Origin of the sequence: Mycolicibacterium tokaiense, assembly GCF_010725885.1 — a bacterium.
Taxonomy (GTDB): Bacteria; Actinomycetota; Actinomycetes; order Mycobacteriales; family Mycobacteriaceae; genus Mycobacterium; species Mycobacterium tokaiense.
Window position 1 is genome coordinate 3,837,285 of sequence record NZ_AP022600.1, and the last position, 16,566, is coordinate 3,853,850.

Sequence of the window (16,566 nt, forward strand, 5' to 3'; positions counted from 1 at the left end):
CCTCTCTCGGCCGTCAGTGGCCGTACACGGTCTTGCGCCAGACGGTCGCCAATGTGCGTACGGCGTCCCGGTCATCGGTGCTCACGCCCAGTGCGGCGGCGTCCGCGCGCAGGTACACGGTGGTGAACTGCTCGAACAGCAGGGCGATGGCCAAGGCGATGTGATCGGGGTCGAGATCGCGGCTGTAGCCCTGCTGCTGGGCGTGTGTCACGGTGGCGCGGACGATGTCCATGCCGAACCGGCGGAACTCGTTCTGGACCTCGGCGAAGCGGGCCTGTCCCGCGCTCAGCTGGTCCACCGCCACCATGATGCCGATGTTCTGTTTGAACATGTTCCAGTAGCCGGTGACGGCAGCGGTGAAGAAAGCATGGTCGTCGGGAGACTCGGGTAGACCGACCGGCGAGGGCTGCACGACGTCCTGCAGAAAGGACTCTGCGAGTACGGCCAGCAGGTCTTCCTTGTCGTCGTAGTAGCGGTAGAACGCCGCGGCGGACTTGCCTGCGGCCGCGGTGATGTCAGCCAGCGTGGTCTGATGAAAACCGCGTTCGGCGAACAGCTTTCGAGCAGCCTGGGCCAGCGCTGCTCTGGTCTGAAGGCCCTTCGGGGTCAGCTCGGACGGCATGGCGGACCCAGGATCCGGTCACCGGCGCGCAACAGGGCACTGGGCAGTTCGTGACCCACCAGCCGCTGTGCCACGGCGGCGGCGTCGATGGTGGCAGACAGGTCGACGTCGGTGCGGATTCCGCTGTCGCGCAGCAGGTACACCAGCTCCTCGGTGGCGATGTTGCCGCTGGCGCCGGGGGCGAACGGACAACCACCCAGTCCGCCCACCGACGCGTCGAGGCGGGTGACCCCGGCGCCGATGGCGGCGTAGGCGCAGGCCAGACCCGCGCCGCGGGTGTTGTGGAAATGGGCGCCCAGTGGCAATGATCCGACTGCCGCCCGCACCCGGTCGATCAGGCTCACGACGCGGCCAGGGGTGGCGGTGCCGATGGTGTCGGCGATGGCGAGGCGGTCTGCGCCCGCGGCTGTCGCCGCTGAGATCACCTCCAGGACCCGCTCGGGTGGGGTCGGTCCGTCGAACGGGCAGTCCCACGCGGTCGCGATGATCACCTCGACGCGGGCACCGGCGTCATGGGCGATGCTCGCGATCTCAGCGATCTGGCCACTGGCCTCGGTGCTGCTGCGCCCCACGTTGGCGCGGCTGTGCCCGTCGGCCGCCGAGACCACGTACTCGATGCTGCGCAGCCCTGCGGCGATGGCGCGTCTGGCGCCGTTGGGGCTGGCCACCAGCGCCGAGAACTCCACACCCTGATCGAAATCCGCCAGGGCGGCAGCCAGTTCGGCGGCATCGGCCAGCGCCGGTACCTTGCTGGGTGAGACGAACGCGGTGGCTTCGACCTCACGCACACCGGTGGCGACGATGGCCTCGAGCAGTTCGATCTTGGCGCTCAAGGAGATCGGCGTCTCGATCTGCAGGCCGTCGCGCAGGGCCACCTCGCGAATGGTGACGTCGGGGGCGCTCACAGCACACCGTCGGCTTTCAGCTGGGCCAGCTCGTCGCCGGTGCGGCCCAAGAGCTCGCCGTAGATCTCCTGATTGTGCTGGCCGGGATGCGCCGAGCCGGAAAAGCGCACGGAGCCCGGTGATTCGGAGAGCGCCGGCACCACACCGGGGCCCAGCACGGTGCGCTGCACCCGGTCGTCCCAGTGCTCCACCAGCATGCCCCGGGCTCGCAGTTGTGGATCCTGCACCACCTCGGCGACGGTGTTGATGGGGCCGGCGATGACACCGGCGGCCGACAGCGTGGTGATGATGTCGTCGGGCTGCCGCTGGGCCGCCCAGTCGCCGATGATCGCGTCCAGCTCGTCCTGGTTGCGGCCGCGGGCTGCGTGGTCGGCGAAGCGTTCGTCTCCTGCGAGCTCGGGTTGGCCCATCGCGGCGCACAATCGGCGGAACACTGTGTCCTGGTTGGCGGCGATCACCACCCAGCTCCCGTCAGCGCTGCGGTAGATGTTCGACGGGGCGATGCCTTCCAGGCGGGTGCCCGACGGTCCGCGGACCACCCCTCCGACGTCGTAATCGGGAATGGTCGATTCCTGCACGGCCAGGCAGGATTCGGTCAGGGCGGTGTCGACCACCTGGCCTTCGCCGGTGACGGTGCGCCGGTACAGCGCCGCCAGCGCGCCCTGGGCGGCGAACATGCCGGCCAGGCTGTCGCCCAGGGACAGGGCCAGCCGGGGTGGGGGACCGCCGGGGAATCCGTTCAGGTGGCGCAGCCCGCTGGACGCCTCGGCGACCGAGGCGTAGCCCGCCCGGTGGGCGTCGGGACCGGTCTGCCCGTACCCGGAGACCCGCACCAGGATGATGCCGCGGTTGCGCGCGTGGAGCACGTCGTAGCCGAGGTCCCACCGCTCCAGGGTGCCGGGGCGGAAGTTCTCGACGATGACGTCGCTGCAGTCCACGAGTTCCAAGAACAACTCGCGGCCTGCCGGGGTGCGCAGGTCCAGGGTGACGGCCTTCTTGTTGCGGGCGTGCACCGTCCAGAAGAACCGGTGTCCGTCCAACTCAGCCTGACCCCAGGTGCGCAACGGATCGGGGGCACCGGGTGGTTCGATCTTGATGACCTCGGCGCCCATGTCACCGAGGAGTCGGCCGGCGAACGGACCCGAGATCAGGGTGCCGACCTCCAGCACCCGGATTCCAGCCAGTGCCCCTGCAGCCGCTGTCATCAGACCTCCTGGGAGAAACCGTGTCGGTGCAACCAGTCGGTGCACAGACCGACCGCCTCCCGTAGCGTCTCACGTTGCGCGGGACCGGCGTAGTAGTGGTTGGCACCGGAGATCTCGTACATCTCCTTGTCCGGGTGCCCGATGGCCTCGAAGAGTCGGCGGGTGTGGCTGGGAGTGCACGCATCGTCGGCGAGATTGCCGATCACCAGTGCGGGCACGTCGATGTCGGGCCCGGCCTTCACCCCATCGCCGTTGGCGTCGTCATAACTCCATTGCGACAGCCAGCTGCGGAGGGTACAGAACCGCGCCAGGCCCACCGGGCTCATGTTCACCACGCGGGGGTCACCCAGATAGCACGTGCCGGGAGCGCGCTCATTGGGGTCGACAGTCGGATCCAGCCACCGGGGGTCGGCCATGGTGCCGTGGACCACGAAGGCGAATTCGTCCTCGGCGCGTCCGGCCGCGCGCAGGGCAGCCAACTTGTCCTTCACCCAGGCGGTGATGCGACGGTTGCGGGCGACCTGCGCGGCGCGGTAGCGGTCCAGGAACTCCGGGGTGTACGGCGGTTTATTCGGGTTGTCGGGGTGGTAGAGGTCCAGCTCCGGGTCGCGCCGGTCCGGGTCGGATTCGTCGAGGATCGACGCATCCAGCCATTCGGTGAGTGTGCCGTGTCTGCTGATGTGCGCGGCGAGCAGCATGATGGCGTCGGCGGGGATGAGGCCGAGCCGGGTCAGATCCGGGCCGTCGCCCGATGGGCTCGCAGTCACCGTCGGCGTGCGGGCCTGTTGCTGGTAGAACACCGACAGTGAGCCGCCGCCGCTCCAGCCGGCCAGTACCACCTTCGAATAGCCCAGCCGGTTCTTGGCGTCCTTGATGCACTCACCGAGGTCTTCGACCACCTTCTCCATCAGCAGCGCGGAGTCGGTGCCCCGAAAGCGGCTGTTGCAGTAGATGACGTGGTGTCCGGCGCGGGCCAGGGCGTTGATCATCGGCAGATAGGCGCCGCCGCCGATGGGGTGCATGAACACCAGCACGGTGTCGGACGGCTTCTGGGGCCGCAGCAGGTAACTCTCCAGGACCACCAACTCGGCGACGCCGCCGTAGACGTCGCGCACTGCCGAAGTGTTCTGGAAGGCAATCAGATACGGGACGCGGTCGTAGCTGTGTGACACCTCAGTGTTGCCCCAGGTCGTGGCTCAGCACCTCGGCCGAGGGCACCAGGCGGCGCCGGGTGTCGATGGCGATCACCTTCCAGTCCACCTTCGTGAAGTCGTCGAACTTGCGGCGCGCACGTTCGCGGGCCTTCTCGGGCGCACCGTGGTGCACACCCTGCGGGGCGTGGCTGAGCAGCCCGGGGGGCATCTCGATTCCGTACAGCGAGCCGCCGTGGAAGAAGGCGATTTCATCGAAGTCGACGTTGCGGTGGTACCACGGGGTGCGTTCGGTACCCGGTACGCCTTCGGCCGGTTTGGGCAGGAAGTTCATCACGTAGACGCCGGTGGCCTGCATGAACAGGTGGACCGTCGGTGGCAGGTGCACGCTGTCGGAGGTGATGACGTTGTAGTCGTCGATGTTGAAGGTGAAGGCGAAGTTGTCGCCGCGCCAGCCTTCCACATCCAGCGGATGGTGTTGGTAGAACAGCGTTGTGGGGCCGCCGTCGTGAACCAGGCGCACCGCGTACTCTCCGTCTTTCTGCGGGCCGTCGCCCGTTTCGAACGCCTTCGGCTCGGGAATGACGGCCTGGGCGGGGTCGAACGGGAAGTGCCGGCCCAGCTGGCCGGGCGGGGGAACCCGGAACTCGTCGGTGGCTTCGATCATCAGCAAGGTCGTCTCGGAGTCCGGAACCTGCCGCCAGGTGCACGCTTTCGGGATGTACACCCAGTCGCCTTCGCGGTAGCGCAGCGGCCCGAACTCCGTCTCCAGTGACCCTGCTCCCCGGTGGACGAAGCACAACAGGTCGCCGTCGATGTGCCGGGCAAAATACGGCATCTGCTCGGTGCGCCGCGAGAGGTGGATGCGGCAATCGGCGTTGGAGAACAAAAACATCGGGCCACCGGTGGCGTCGGTGGCGTCGCTGGGCTTCAGCTCACCGGCCAGCACGTCGATGGGCCGCAGCGGGCCCTCTGAGCGGAACGCGGTGGGATCGTGGCGGCGGTAGATGTTGGCGGTGCGGCCGGTGAACCCGCCGCGGCCCAGCTCGTCGTCCTTGAGGCCGTCGAGGTCGGCGTGCAGACGCCTCGGGGTGACACCTCGGCGGAGGTGGGTGAACGACTCCATGAAAAGTGACGCTAGCTTCACTTCTGCGCACAAGTCAACAGGTGTCAACCCGCGGTTTCCGTCGCCTCTGGTCGAGGAGCATGATCGAAGGCATGACCCAGTCGAACGAGTTCAACGCGTTGGTCGCCCACGAGGACGCCGACGGAGACATCACGCTCCGGCCGGAGACACTGCCGACCACGGCGCTGCCCGAGGGTGAGGTCCTGATCGAGGTCGAGTATTCCGGCGTGAACTACAAAGATGCGCTGGCGGTGACCCCGAAAGCCGGTGTGGCACGGTCATATCCGCTGATCCCCGGCATCGATGTCGCGGGCCGGGTGGCCGCCAGCAGCTCACCGGATTTCGCCGTGGGTGACGCGGTGGTGGCCCACGGCTACGACATCGGCACCGGCCGCCACGGCGGGTACTCCGCCCTGGCCCGCTATCCGGCCGACTACGTGGTGAAGCTGCACAGCCTGACCCCCGCGCAGGCGGCCGCCATCGGCACGGCCGGCTTCACTGCCGCGATGAGCGTCAACGCCGTCCGCGCGCACTGGGTTGCCCCGGGTGACGGCCCCGTCCTGGTCACCGGAGCCACCGGGGGAGTGGGCAGCGTGAGCGTGGACCTGCTGGCGGGGCTGGGCTACGAGGTGGTGGCCTCCACCGGCAAAGCGGACGCCCATGATCTGTTGCGCGACCTGGGCGCCGCCGAGGTGATCGATCGGGTTCCGGCGCCCGACGAGAAACTTCGCCCACTGGGCAAGACGCACTGGGCCGCGGTGGTGGACTGTGTAGGCGGGCGAACCCTGGCTTATGCGCTCAGCACCCTGAAGTACGGTGGCATCGCGGCGATCTCGGGTCTGGCGGGGTCAGCCGAGCTGCCGGCCACTGTGCACCCGTTCATCCTGCGGGGCGTGACTCTCTCCGGCATCGACTCGGTGCAACTGGACATCGCAGCCCGCCGCGCCATCTGGCAGCAGCTCGAGACCGAACTGTTCCCCCTGCACCTGGACCGGGTCACCCGCGACGTCGCGGTCCTCGACGTGCCCGACGTGCTGGGCACCATCGTCGGAGGGGGCGTCACCGGGCGCACCCGTGTTGTCGTGAAGGACGGATTCTGACGCACCCGGGTGCACCCGCGGCTACTTGAGTTCGGCTGACGTCATACCGAGCAGCCGGCGGGCCACCACCAGTTGCTGGATCTGCTGGGTGCCTTCGAAGATGTCCAGGATCTTCGAGTCGCGCGCCCACTTCTCCAGCAATGCCTCCTCGGAATAGCCCACCGTGCCGGCCAATTCGACGGCCTTGAGGGTGATGTCACTGGCGACGCGTGCGGCCTTCGCCTTGCCCATCGAGGCTTCCTTGGAGTTCGGGATCTTGTTGTCGGCCTGCCACGCCGAGCGCACGGTCAACAGGTAGGCGGCTTCCCAATCTGCTTCCATCCGCAGGAATTCCGCAGCGGGTGCGCTCTGCGCATGTGCCGGTTTGTCGTAGGAGATCTCGATGCCGGCCTCGGTCAGGATGGTGCGCAGATCCTCCAGCGCAGCCCGAGCCACCCCGACGGCCATGGCCGCCACGATGGGACGGGTGTTGTCGAAGGTCTCCATGACCCCGGCAAAGCCCTTCTCCACCTCGATGTCCGGGCTGCCCAGCAGGTTGTCCTTCGGAATGCGCACGTTGTCGAAACGGATGGCCGCGGTGTCGGAGGCCTTGATGCCCAGCTTGTTCTCGAGCCGCTCGACGGTGACCCCGGGATACTCCCGGGGAACGATGAAGGACTTGATGGCCGCCCGGCCCTTGGTCTTGTCCATCGTTGCCCAGACCACGATGTGGCTGGCGCGGGACCCGGCCGTGACGTAGATCTTCTCCCCGTTGATGACGTACTCGTCGCCGTCCAGCTTGGCGGTGGTGGACACCGCGGCCGAGTCGGACCCGAAACCGGGCTCGGTGATGGCCATGGCCGCCCAGACATCCTTGCCGAGCCGCTCGAGTTGTTCCGGCGTGGCCACCGATGAGATGGCGGCATTGCCCAGGCCCTGACGCGGCACCGAGAGCAGCAGTGCCACATCGCCCCAGGAGATCTCCAGAGCGTTCAACAGCGCGGACATGTTGGCGCCGTTGACGTTCTCCTTCGGACCATCCGAACCGCGGAACGCGTCGGTGCCGGCGAACGAGATGGTCTTGGCTTCCGAGATTCCCTCGAAAAGGTCTGCGAGCGTGTCCAGTTCGACCGGGTACGCGTGTTCTTTCAGGTCGTACTTACGCGAGATCGGCCGCAGCATCTCGGCCGCACCCTGGTGGCCCTTCTCGATGACCGCCTGCAGCTTCTTCGGCATTTCCAGATTGATCGCCATGTCTGATGTGCCTTCCTAGAGGACCACAACACCCTCGGCCACGCCGATGGCCCGCAGATCGCGGTACCAGCGCTCGACCGGGTGTTCCTTGGTGTAGCCGTGACCGCCGAGCAACTGCACCCCGTCGAGGCCGATCTGCATGCCCTTGTCGGTGCCCAACTTCTTGGCCAGCGCGGCCTCGCGAGCGAACGGCAGGCCCTGCTCGGCGCGAGATGCGCCGCGCCACATGATCAGTCGCAGCCCGTCGAGTTCGATGGCGATGTTGGCGCACATGAAGGCCACTGATTGACGACGGGCGATCGGCTCGCCGAACGCCTCACGTTCCTTGACGTAGGGCACCACGTAGTCCAGGACGGCATGGGAGGTGCCGGTTGCCAGCGCCGCCCAGCCGAGCCGAGACAACGCAATGGCATCGGAGTAGTCCTGATCTGTGGCGCCGTCTTCGCCGAGTCGCGCGCTCAGCGGCACGCTCACCTTGCTGAACTCGACCTTGCCGAGCGCTGCGGCGCGGATGCCCATGCTCGGATCCGGGGTGACGGTGACGCCCGCGCTGGCGGCTTCCACGATGAACATGGCCGGCTTGCCGTTCAATTGTGCTGCCACGATGAACAATTCGGCATCCATGGCGGCGGGGACCAACGACTTGACACCGTCGATGCGATAGCCGCTGGGCGTGCGCACCGCGGTGGTCTTCAATGCCGTGGGGTCGAACAGTGGGCGCGGCTCGGCGATGGCCAAACATGCCTGGGGGACGTTCTCGCCGGCGAATTCCTTGAGGTACGTGGCCTGTTGGTCCGCGCTGCCCCAATGGGTCAGAGCCGCAGCCACCCCGCCGGGCGCGAGGATGGGAAGTGCCAGGCCCATGTCGCCGTAGGCAAGGGCTTCTGCCACCAACGCATTGGTGACGGTGGCCCGGTGGGCCGCGATGCCGTCGAAGTCCTCGGGAATGTTGATGGCGGTGACGCCCAGTTCGGTCGCCTGAGCCACCAGGTCTTTCGGATAGGCAGTGGCCGCATCGGCATCGTGGGCGGCCGGGCGCAGGATCTCCTCGGCGAACTCCCGCACCGTCTCGACGATCATCTTCTGCTCGTCGTCGGGGGTCAGGTCGAAATATCCCTTGCCCTGCGTGGACGCGCCGGCCTCCAGGCGGGTGGGGGGTTTGCCAAGGCCCTGGATGCGATTGAACTGCCTGGTGGAGGCGCCCACCGCCGAGAACGCGGTCTTGACGCCGAGGCGAAGGCCCCGGTTCAGCGGGTCCCGGAGGTGGTAGCGATCCAGGAATTCCTGGCCCACCAGGGGAGTGATCAGTGCCAAACCGATGTCGGTGGCCGTGCGCTTGTGTTTGTGCAGCCCTACCGCAGAAACAGATCGGGCCGGAAGTGTGTTGGTCATATCAACAGCCTCAATTGGTTGGGGACCGATGAACCGTATCTTACTCCAGAGTAAGGTACGGTGACCCTGTTAGCTATTTCACATCTTGAGCCGCGACAGCACAGCGTCGTGCAGCAGGCCGTTGGTGGCCACCGCGCTGCCGCCGTGCGGCCCGGGTTCGCCCTCGAGGTTGGTGAACGTCCCGCCGGCCTCCCGGATCAGGATGTCCAACGGCGCGAGGTCCCAGAGCTTCACCTCGGGTTCGGCGGTGGCGTCCACGGCACCCTCGGCGACAAGGCAGTACGACCAGAAATCGCCGTAGGCACGTACGCGCCACACATCGTCGAGCAACCCCAGGAATCGGTCGCGCCGGTCATCCCAGCCCACCAGGTCGGAATAACTGAGGCTCGCCGAGCCCAGGTCGGCGACGCCGGACACCGAGATCTGCTGGGTGCCGCCGCCGAAGGACGTGAAGGCGCCCTGCCCGGCGGCGGCCCACCAGCGCCGCCCCAGCGCCGGTGCGCTGACCACGCCGACAGTCGGAACTCCGTTGTCGAGGAGTGCAATCAGCGTGCACCACACCGGAACTCGACGGACGAAGTTCTTGGTGCCGTCGATCGGGTCCAGCACCCACTGCCGTCCGGTGAGTGTGGGAGAGCCGCCGAATTCCTCGCCGAAAACCAGGTCGTCGGGCCGGGTTTCGGCCAGCCGTTCCCGCAGCATGGTCTCGGCCGACCGGTCGGCGTCGGTGACCGGCGTCAGATCCGGCTTGGTGTCGATGTGCAGATCCAGCGCGCCGTAGCGATCCATCGTCACCACGTCGGCGCGGTCGGCGAGTTCGAGGGCCAGGTCCAGGTCGTTTGTCAAGGCGTCCACGGCAGCAGTCCTACCATGGCGGTGTGTGGGAATTCGCGATGATACTGCTGCTCCTGGGAGCCCTGGCCCTGTTGATCGTGCCCCGGATGCGGGGTCGGGGGCCTCGACCTGGGCAGCCGCTCGCGGAGGGCACCCTGTTGGTGACGGGGGTGAGCCCCCGCCCGGACGGTGTCGACGGCGAACAGTTCGTCACCATCACCGGCGTCATCAACGGCCCGACGGTCAACGAGCACGTGGTGTACCAACGCATGGCGGTGGACGTGAACCGCTGGCCGACCATGGGCCAGCTCATGCCGGTGATCTACTCCCCGAAGAACCCCGACAACTGGAACTTCGCGCCGCCGCAGGCCCCGCCTCCTGGCCCGCCGCAGGAGCCGCCGCCGTACGCGCCGCCACGCTAGGCGGCGTGCAGGTCGTAGAGCAGCACCCGGGCGTGGTGTTCGACGGGGGTGTGGTCGCGGGTGCGTCGCCCCGGCAGGATTGGCGGAGCCTGGCTGTGGTGGCAGGTGCCGGTGGGCGTTTCGATGATGGTCTGGTGGCGCCCGGATTCGTGTGCCTGGACGCGGACTGTCCATGTGGCAAGTTCTTTGAGGTAGTTGCAGTGTTCGCAGAGCCCTTGGCCGTTGTCGGCAGAGGTGGTGCCCTTCTTCGACCACGGGGTGATGTGGTCGCTGTGGCGCACCGGGGCGTCGCAATAGGGGGTGCGGCAGCGCTGGTCGCGGAGTTTGATGAACGCGGCCAGGGCCTTGGGAAACGCTCGGGCCTGTGATTGCAGGGCGATCAGGGCGCCGGTGCTGGGGCGGGCGTACAGCTTGCGCAGGGTGGCCTTCGCCTGCGGGTGGGTGACGGCCTTCTCGACGAGGCGGCAGGCGATCTCGGCGGGGATGGGTCCGTAATCACTGAGGGTGGCGGGGTCGTCGCCGCCCATCAGCGTCTCGTCGGAGAGTACGAGATTGACCGCGACGGACACCGCGTCGGCATCCGCCAGGCCGGTGACGCGTTCGACCAGGGTGTCGGCCATGACCTGGCCGCGGCCGCGGCCGTCGCAGGTGGTGTCGGCGCTGCGTTTCAGTGCCGCGTAGACGCTGACCCCCTGGGCGACGGGCAGTGTCGCCGTCACATACGTCATGCAGTCGGGGGCGGGCCGGATGGTCACGGTGCGGTCGTGTTCGGCGCGGGCGGCGCGCTCGACGATGGCGCGGGGGTCGAGACGGTAGGCGATGGCTTTGGCCTCGGCTTCGATGCGGGCGTTGCCGCAGCCGTCGAGGCGGGTGGGGTCGCCGCACAGCTCTTCGTCGAGTTGACGGCGGTGTTCGACGCTGAGGCAGGCGGATTCGCGCACGATGAGGGTGGCCCGCCATTCCGACAGTGCTCCGGTGGCCAAGGCGGCCAGTGTATGAGGCATCTCGTGGACCAGGGCGCGGGCGAAGCCGAGGTGGCGGCCCCCGGTGTTGGGAGATTCGCGCCGGGCCAGGGCGATCTCGGCGCCCACCCCGCGCCCACGTTGTGTGGCCGGCACCCCGCGGGCGGCCTCGTCACTGCGGCGTTGTGCGTCGAACTCAGCAGCCAGGACAGCTTGTTCGGCGGCGTGTGCTGATTTCAGGCGTTCAAGCTCCGCGATGCGGGCCAACCGGCCCTCCTGCGTCATTATCTCGAACATGTGTTCGAGTGTACTCCTCTGCACCGACTCGAAAGGTCAACATCGTGGCGCTGAGAGGAACCCGCAGATGCCCATGCACAATGTCGATCAGCAGTCGAGAGGCAGGGGGGCCATGGCTGAACCACAGTCGGTGTCGGTTCACGCGATCGCGTCGCTGGGGGCGAGGATCCGTCGGGCCCGTTTGGACAGCGGTCTCACCCTGGTGGACGTCTCTGCGGCCACCGGACTGAGCGTGTCCATGCTCTCGATGCTGGAACGCGGCAAGAGTGGGGTGTCGATCGGTTCCCTGGTGGCGGTGGCATCGGCACTCGGAGTGGCCGTCGGGGATCTGTTCGGTCCGGCATCCGGATCCGATTCCTCGCTCAACCGACTCGGTGATCAGCAGCAGCTGACGCTCGCCTCCGGGGTCACCCGGCGAATCGTGCACCGCAGCCGCGAGCACGGCCTCGAGGTGGTCGCCTTGACCCTCGAGCCAGGGGCCCGCACCGGCGACGAACTGGTTCGTCACCAAGGATATGAAGTCGTCGTGGTCCAGGAGGGCGCCCTGACCGTCCAGATCGACGACGCCGTGTTCGAGCTGGCGGCCGGCGATTCCATCAGTCTCGACGCCGACCATCCGCACCGGTTCGCCAACAACGGTTCCGAGCGTTCTCACAGCACGCTGGTGGTGCGACTGCCCGTGCTCGGGGAATACGGGCACTGACGGGTGCATCGCATGATGAACCGGGGAAAGGACATTCTGTGGCTGTGCATTTGCCCCAAGGACTGCTCGACCTGCTGAACAAGCCCAGCCCCTGCTTCGTCGCCACGCTGATGCCGGATGGATCGCCACAGCTGACCGAGACCTGGGTGACCACCGACGGCGACAACGTGGTGATCAACATCGTCGAGGGCATGCAGAAGGCGCGCAACATCGCCCGCGACCCGCGTGTCGCGGTCAACGTCGTCGACCCGCAGGACATGCGGCGGTTCTACGCCGTGCGCGGCCGGGTGATCGCCACGACGACCGAGGGTGGCCGCGAGAGCATCGACGAGATCTCCCGGAAGTACACGGGGGAGCCGTATGCCTACTACAGCGGCAACCCCGACGAGACCCGGATCATCGTGACCATCCAAGCTGACAGAGTGTTGCCGCCGGCGGGGGAATGACGCCGCTCAGGCGTGCCCGATCTTCAGGAGCTCTGCCACACTCGTCAGCTTCACTCGGGGCCGGCCGTGCGGCTCACCGGTCGTACGTTCGTGGGCGTCGATCAGCCGCCAGTGGTCGTCGGTCACGAGTTTCGGTTGGCGCGACAACAGCCACTCCACCAGCTCGTCGCTGTGATCGGCCGACCGTGCGGGTGTTTCCCGAGCGGCGAGGTCGGCCAGCAGCGTGTCCACCGTGTCCTGGGAGTCCTTTTTGTTGCTGCCGATCACGCCGGACGGGCCGCGCTTGATCCAGCCGACGACGTACTCGTTCTCCCGGCCCGACACCCGGCCCTGCTCATGGGGAATGGTGGCAGTCGCGTCGTCGAACGGCAGGCCGGGCGTCGCCACCCCGCGGTAACCGACGGCCCGCACCACCAACTGCGCGGGGAGCTCCTCGCGGTCCCCGGTGTCCTTGGCGACCACCCGATCACCGTCGGCCACCAATTCATTGCGGCCCAGCACCACCGATTCCACCCGGTCGGTTCCTCGGATCTCGATGGGAGAGGTACGAAATCGGAACACGATGCGCCGGTGACCCGGGGTGGTGGGCCGGTCGAGCAATCCAAGCAGCACCTTGATGTTCTGCCGCACGGTTTTCCCGGCGGTTTCCAGATCGGCGTCGGTGATGCCGGCGAAGTCCTCCGGGTCCAGGATCACGTCGACATCGGCGAGCCCTTCCAGGTCGCTGAGCTCACGTAGCTCCACGGCGGTGAAGGTGGCCTGCAGGGGGCCGCGGCGGCCCACCACCACGACCTCCTCCACCCCGCGGCCGTGCAGCGATTCGAGGGCATGATCGGCGATGTCGGTGACCGCCAGGGCGGACGGATCGGTGACCAGCACGCGGGCCACGTCCAGCGCGACATTGCCGTTGCCCACCACCACCGCACGTCCACCGGACAGATCCGGGGTCATGGTCTCGAAATGCGGATGCGCGTTGTACCAACCCACAAAATCGACGGCCGCGACGCTGCCTGGCAGATCCTCACCCGGAATGCCCAGGGGCCGATCGGCCTGGGCGCCCACCGCGTAGACCACCGCGTCGTAGCGCTCGGCGAGCTCGGCAGGCTGTACCTGGTCGCCGACGGTGACATTGCCGAAGAAGCGGAACCGGTCGTCGGCGGCGACCTTGTCGAACTGCGCGCTGATCGACTTGATCTTGGGATGATCCGGAGCCACTCCGGAACGCACCAGACCCCACGGCGTGGGCAGCATCTCGAGCATGTCGACACGCACATCCACGTCCTGCGCCTTCAGCAGGGCGGCGGCGGCGAAGAAGCCGGAGGGGCCTGAACCGACGATCGCCACGTGATGGGAGGGAGCCGTCGGCTGTTCTGCGGTGTCAGACAAGATGCGACACTTTCTGTCCGTTTCCGGGGTCGCGTGGTGGGGCTGTCACGCATCCGCGGGGCCTGCCACGCACACCGACGGGAACCGGTCACGGGGCTGGACCGGGGGGCTGTGTCGGTCGCGCGGTACTGACATTGGGTACGAAGGCGATCGTAATCGTCACAGCCGAAAGCCGCCGGTAGTCACGGCGAACGCGCGCGCCGGTAATCTGGACAGTCGTGGACGTCGACCGGCAAGACCAAATCACTGCACTGGATACCACCTTGACCACGGTGGAGCGCGTGCTCGATGTCGAGGCGCTGCGCGGCCGGATCGAGAAACTCGAGCACGAGGCGTCCGATCCGAACCTGTGGGACGACCAGTCCCGCGCGCAGAAGGTGACCAGCGAGCTGTCCCATGCCCAGTCCGAACTGCGCCGGGTCGAGGAACTGCGCCAGCGCGTCGACGACCTCCCGGTGCTCTATGAACTCGCAGCCGAAGAGGGCGGCGCCGACGAGGTTGCCGAGGCTGACGCCGAACTGGCCAAGCTGCGCGAAGACATCGACGCGATGGAAGTGCGCACCCTGCTGTCCGGGGAGTACGACGAGCGCGAGGCCGTGGTCACCATCCGGTCCGGGGCCGGTGGCGTGGACGCCGCCGACTGGGCCGAGATGCTGATGCGGATGTACATCCGCTGGGCCGAGAAACACAACTACGGCGTCGAGGTGTTCGACACCTCCTACGCCGAAGAGGCGGGCATCAAGAGCGCCACGTTCGCCGTGCACGCTCCCTACGCTTACGGCACCTTGTCGGTGGAGCAGGGCACCCACCGCCTGGTGCGGATCAGCCCCTTCGACAACCAGAGCCGGCGGCAGACCTCCTTCGCCGACGTCGAGGTGCTTCCGGTGGTGGAGACCACCGACCACATCGACATCCCGGAAGGTGACCTGCGCGTCGACGTCTACCGCTCCAGCGGACCGGGCGGGCAGTCGGTGAACACCACCGACTCCGCGGTGCGCCTGACGCACATCCCCACCGGCATCGTCGTCACCTGCCAGAACGAGAAGTCACAGCTGCAGAACAAGGTCTCGGCGATGCGCGTGCTCCAGGCCAAGCTGCTGGAACGCAAGCGGCTGGAGGAGCGCGCCGAGATGGATGCGCTCAAGGGTGACGGCGGCAGCTCGTGGGGCAATCAGATGCGTTCCTACGTCCTGCACCCGTACCAGATGGTCAAGGATCTGCGGAACGAGTACGAAGTGGGCAACCCCTCCGCCGTGCTCGACGGTGACATCGACGGCTTCCTCGAGGCGGGGATCCGCTGGCGTAACCGAAAAGATGACGACCAGTAGCGCCGTGCTGGCCATCGGCTGGTCGCAGGGATGGCACAGTTTCTGGACCGACGAGATCGGGCTGTGGATCCGCGGATCTGGGTTGCGTATCGCACTGCTGATCGTCGCAGCGTTGCTGGCCGCGCGGTTCATCAGCTGGATTGCCCGTCGAGTGACCCGGCGCATCGATGCCGAATATCTGGAAAGTGACCAACTGGTCCGGACAGAAACGGCCAAGCACCGTCAGGCCGTCGCATCGGTCATCTCGTGGGTGTCGATCGCGCTGGTGATGGTGGTTGTGTTCGTCGAGATCACCGACATCCTGGACATCCCGCTCGGGTCGCTCGTGGCGCCGGCCGCGGTGCTGGGTGCGGCGCTCGGTTTCGGCGCACAGAAGCTGGTTCAGGATCTGTTGAGCGGCTTCTTCATCATCACCGAGCGGCAGTACGGATTCGGTGACCTGGTCGAGCTGAGCAGTGGTGCGGCGCAGGATTCGATGGGAACCGTCGAGGAGGTGACGTTGCGGGTGACCAAGCTGCGTACCTCCGAGGGGGAGGTGTTCACCGTTCCCAACGGCAACATCGTGCGCTCGCTCAACCTCTCCAAAGACTGGGCGCGCGCGGTGGTCGACATTCCGGTACCGACCTCGGCAGATCTGAACCACGTCAACGATGTCCTGCACGACGTGGGCGAAGGTGCCTGGCAAGACGAGGAACTGCGGGCGCTGCTCTTGGACAAACCGCAGCTCATGGGGGTCGAGAGCATCGAGGTCGACACCGTGAATCTGCGGATGGTGGCCCGCACACTGCCGGGTAAGCAGTTTGAGGTGGGTCGGCGGCTGCGTATCAGAGTGGTCGCCGCGTTGTCCAGGGCCGGCATCGCCACCGCGAAAGACCAAGTCCCCGCGGTGGTCAGCACCATGGCACCCACCTCGGACGCCAACCCGACTCGGACCGAGAAGCCATGACGAACATCCGGCGACGCGCGCTCGACGCGATCAAAGGATGGCCTCGTGCCGACCGCGGCTGGCCTCGTTACCTTCCTGGCGGCCGTATTCGCACGTCGACTGCGGGTTTGGTAGCCGCGTTCGTAGCGCTGTCATGGCTGTTGCAGACCTACGAGCCGCCACCACCGGCGCCGGCGCCGGCACAACAGATGGTGCCGCCGGGATTCGTTCCCGACCCGGAGTACACCTGGGTGCCCCGGACTTCGGTGCGGGAGTACCCGACGACGACGGTGCCTCGTACCACCACACCAACGACGACAACGACGACGACGACGACAACTCCCACGACGACGGAGCCGCCCACCACGACGTCGGAGCCCACCACCACGACTCCGACGACGACGGACGCCCCACCAGGACTGTTCAACCCCTTCAATCCGTTCCAGCCGTCGCCCACACCGGAGCCGCCACCGTCGCCACCGGGTTTCGAGCCCACGGTGCCGCCGGTGAACCCCTGAGGCGTCCCAGG

General features: G+C 67.2%; 17 protein-coding genes. 7 read left to right on the forward strand and 10 right to left on the reverse strand.

All coding sequences use genetic code 11. From position 1 onward, the window contains the following. Positions 1–13: 13 nt before the first annotated feature. The 5 genes from G6N58_RS18655 to G6N58_RS18675 are packed head-to-tail and all read right to left on the reverse strand — an operon-like array spanning position 14 to position 5,009. A complete protein-coding gene (locus G6N58_RS18655; RefSeq protein ID WP_115277706.1) occupies positions 14–622 on the reverse strand; it encodes a TetR/AcrR family transcriptional regulator in 609 nt (202 codons plus the stop codon). Further along, on the reverse strand, positions 607–1,527 hold the full coding sequence (locus G6N58_RS18660; RefSeq protein ID WP_115277705.1) for a hydroxymethylglutaryl-CoA lyase: 921 nt from the start codon (positions 1,525–1,527) through the stop codon (positions 607–609). The genes G6N58_RS18655 and G6N58_RS18660 overlap by 16 nt, the downstream gene beginning before the upstream one ends. After that, positions 1,524–2,732: a CaiB/BaiF CoA transferase family protein gene (locus G6N58_RS18665; protein ID WP_115277704.1), complete on the reverse strand. Its 1,209-nt coding sequence runs from the start codon at positions 2,730–2,732 to the stop codon at positions 1,524–1,526. Before G6N58_RS18665 ends, G6N58_RS18660 begins: the two co-directional genes overlap by 4 nt. Continuing rightward, complete coding sequence (locus G6N58_RS18670) at positions 2,732–3,904, reverse strand: alpha/beta hydrolase (protein ID WP_068916049.1); 1,173 nt, start codon at positions 3,902–3,904, stop codon at positions 2,732–2,734. Before G6N58_RS18670 ends, G6N58_RS18665 begins: the two co-directional genes overlap by 1 nt. 1 nt (position 3,905) lies before the next feature. Then, positions 3,906–5,009, reverse strand: coding sequence for a homogentisate 1,2-dioxygenase (locus G6N58_RS18675; protein ID WP_115277703.1), 1,104 nt, complete (start codon positions 5,007–5,009; stop codon positions 3,906–3,908). Between the two features lie 92 nt (positions 5,010–5,101). Between G6N58_RS18675 and G6N58_RS18680 the strand changes: the two genes are divergently transcribed. Next, a complete protein-coding gene (locus G6N58_RS18680) occupies positions 5,102–6,109 on the forward strand; it encodes an MDR family oxidoreductase (RefSeq protein WP_115281421.1) in 1,008 nt (335 codons plus the stop codon). 21 nt (positions 6,110–6,130) lie between these two features. Here G6N58_RS18680 and G6N58_RS18685 read toward each other — a convergent pair whose 3' ends face one another. The 3 genes from G6N58_RS18685 to G6N58_RS18695 all read right to left on the reverse strand — a co-directional run bounded on the left by G6N58_RS18685 (position 6,131) and on the right by G6N58_RS18695 (position 9,589). Then, on the reverse strand, positions 6,131–7,342 hold the full coding sequence (locus G6N58_RS18685; protein WP_115277702.1) for an acyl-CoA dehydrogenase family protein: 1,212 nt from the start codon (positions 7,340–7,342) through the stop codon (positions 6,131–6,133). A 15-nt stretch (positions 7,343–7,357) separates the two neighbouring features. Beyond that, complete coding sequence (locus G6N58_RS18690; protein ID WP_115277701.1) at positions 7,358–8,734, reverse strand: acyl-CoA dehydrogenase family protein; 1,377 nt, start codon at positions 8,732–8,734, stop codon at positions 7,358–7,360. A 78-nt stretch (positions 8,735–8,812) separates the two neighbouring features. After that, positions 8,813–9,589, reverse strand: coding sequence for an inositol monophosphatase family protein (locus G6N58_RS18695; protein ID WP_115277700.1), 777 nt, complete (start codon positions 9,587–9,589; stop codon positions 8,813–8,815). Positions 9,590–9,612: 23 nt separating this feature from the next. On the opposite strand from G6N58_RS18695, the gene G6N58_RS18700 reads away from it, so the two are divergent. Beyond that, positions 9,613–9,990 (forward strand): hypothetical protein, encoded by a 378-nt coding sequence (locus G6N58_RS18700; RefSeq protein ID WP_068916054.1) that lies wholly within the window; start codon positions 9,613–9,615, stop codon positions 9,988–9,990. Here the strand turns inward: G6N58_RS18700 and G6N58_RS18705 are convergent. After that, a complete protein-coding gene (locus tag G6N58_RS18705) occupies positions 9,987–11,249 on the reverse strand; it encodes an HNH endonuclease (protein ID WP_115277699.1) in 1,263 nt (420 codons plus the stop codon). The genes G6N58_RS18700 and G6N58_RS18705 overlap by 4 nt on opposite strands. A 112-nt stretch (positions 11,250–11,361) precedes the next feature. Here G6N58_RS18705 and G6N58_RS18710 point away from each other — a divergent pair, with 112 nt between their 5' ends. Together G6N58_RS18710 and G6N58_RS18715 are read left to right on the forward strand one after the other, a co-directional pair. Further along, positions 11,362–11,952: a helix-turn-helix domain-containing protein gene (locus tag G6N58_RS18710; RefSeq protein ID WP_163908249.1), complete on the forward strand. Its 591-nt coding sequence runs from the start codon at positions 11,362–11,364 to the stop codon at positions 11,950–11,952. Between the two features lie 38 nt (positions 11,953–11,990). Next, positions 11,991–12,398 carry a PPOX class F420-dependent oxidoreductase gene (locus G6N58_RS18715; RefSeq protein ID WP_232067927.1) on the forward strand — a complete coding sequence of 136 codons (408 nt, stop codon included), beginning with the start codon at positions 11,991–11,993 and terminating at the stop codon, positions 12,396–12,398. Positions 12,399–12,404: 6 nt separating this feature from the next. Here the strand turns inward: G6N58_RS18715 and G6N58_RS18720 are convergent, their stop codons facing one another. Then, positions 12,405–13,784: an FAD-dependent oxidoreductase gene (locus G6N58_RS18720; protein WP_115277698.1), complete on the reverse strand. Its 1,380-nt coding sequence runs from the start codon at positions 13,782–13,784 to the stop codon at positions 12,405–12,407. Positions 13,785–14,002: 218 nt separating this feature from the next. Here G6N58_RS18720 and prfB point away from each other — a divergent pair, with 218 nt between their 5' ends. From prfB to G6N58_RS31390, 3 genes are read left to right on the forward strand one after another with little or no spacing between them, the layout of a single operon-like run. Beyond that, the gene (gene prfB, locus G6N58_RS18725; RefSeq protein ID WP_068916058.1) at positions 14,003–15,112 is read left to right on the forward strand and encodes a peptide chain release factor 2; all 1,110 of its coding nucleotides are present in this window, start codon (positions 14,003–14,005) and stop codon (positions 15,110–15,112) included. Continuing rightward, a complete protein-coding gene (locus G6N58_RS18730; protein ID WP_115277697.1) occupies positions 15,099–16,058 on the forward strand; it encodes a mechanosensitive ion channel family protein in 960 nt (319 codons plus the stop codon). Before prfB ends, G6N58_RS18730 begins: the two co-directional genes overlap by 14 nt. Then, the gene (locus G6N58_RS31390; RefSeq protein ID WP_170314352.1) at positions 16,055–16,555 is read left to right on the forward strand and encodes an Rv3103c family proline-rich protein; all 501 of its coding nucleotides are present in this window, start codon (positions 16,055–16,057) and stop codon (positions 16,553–16,555) included. Before G6N58_RS18730 ends, G6N58_RS31390 begins: the two co-directional genes overlap by 4 nt. Positions 16,556–16,566 lie beyond the last annotated feature (11 nt).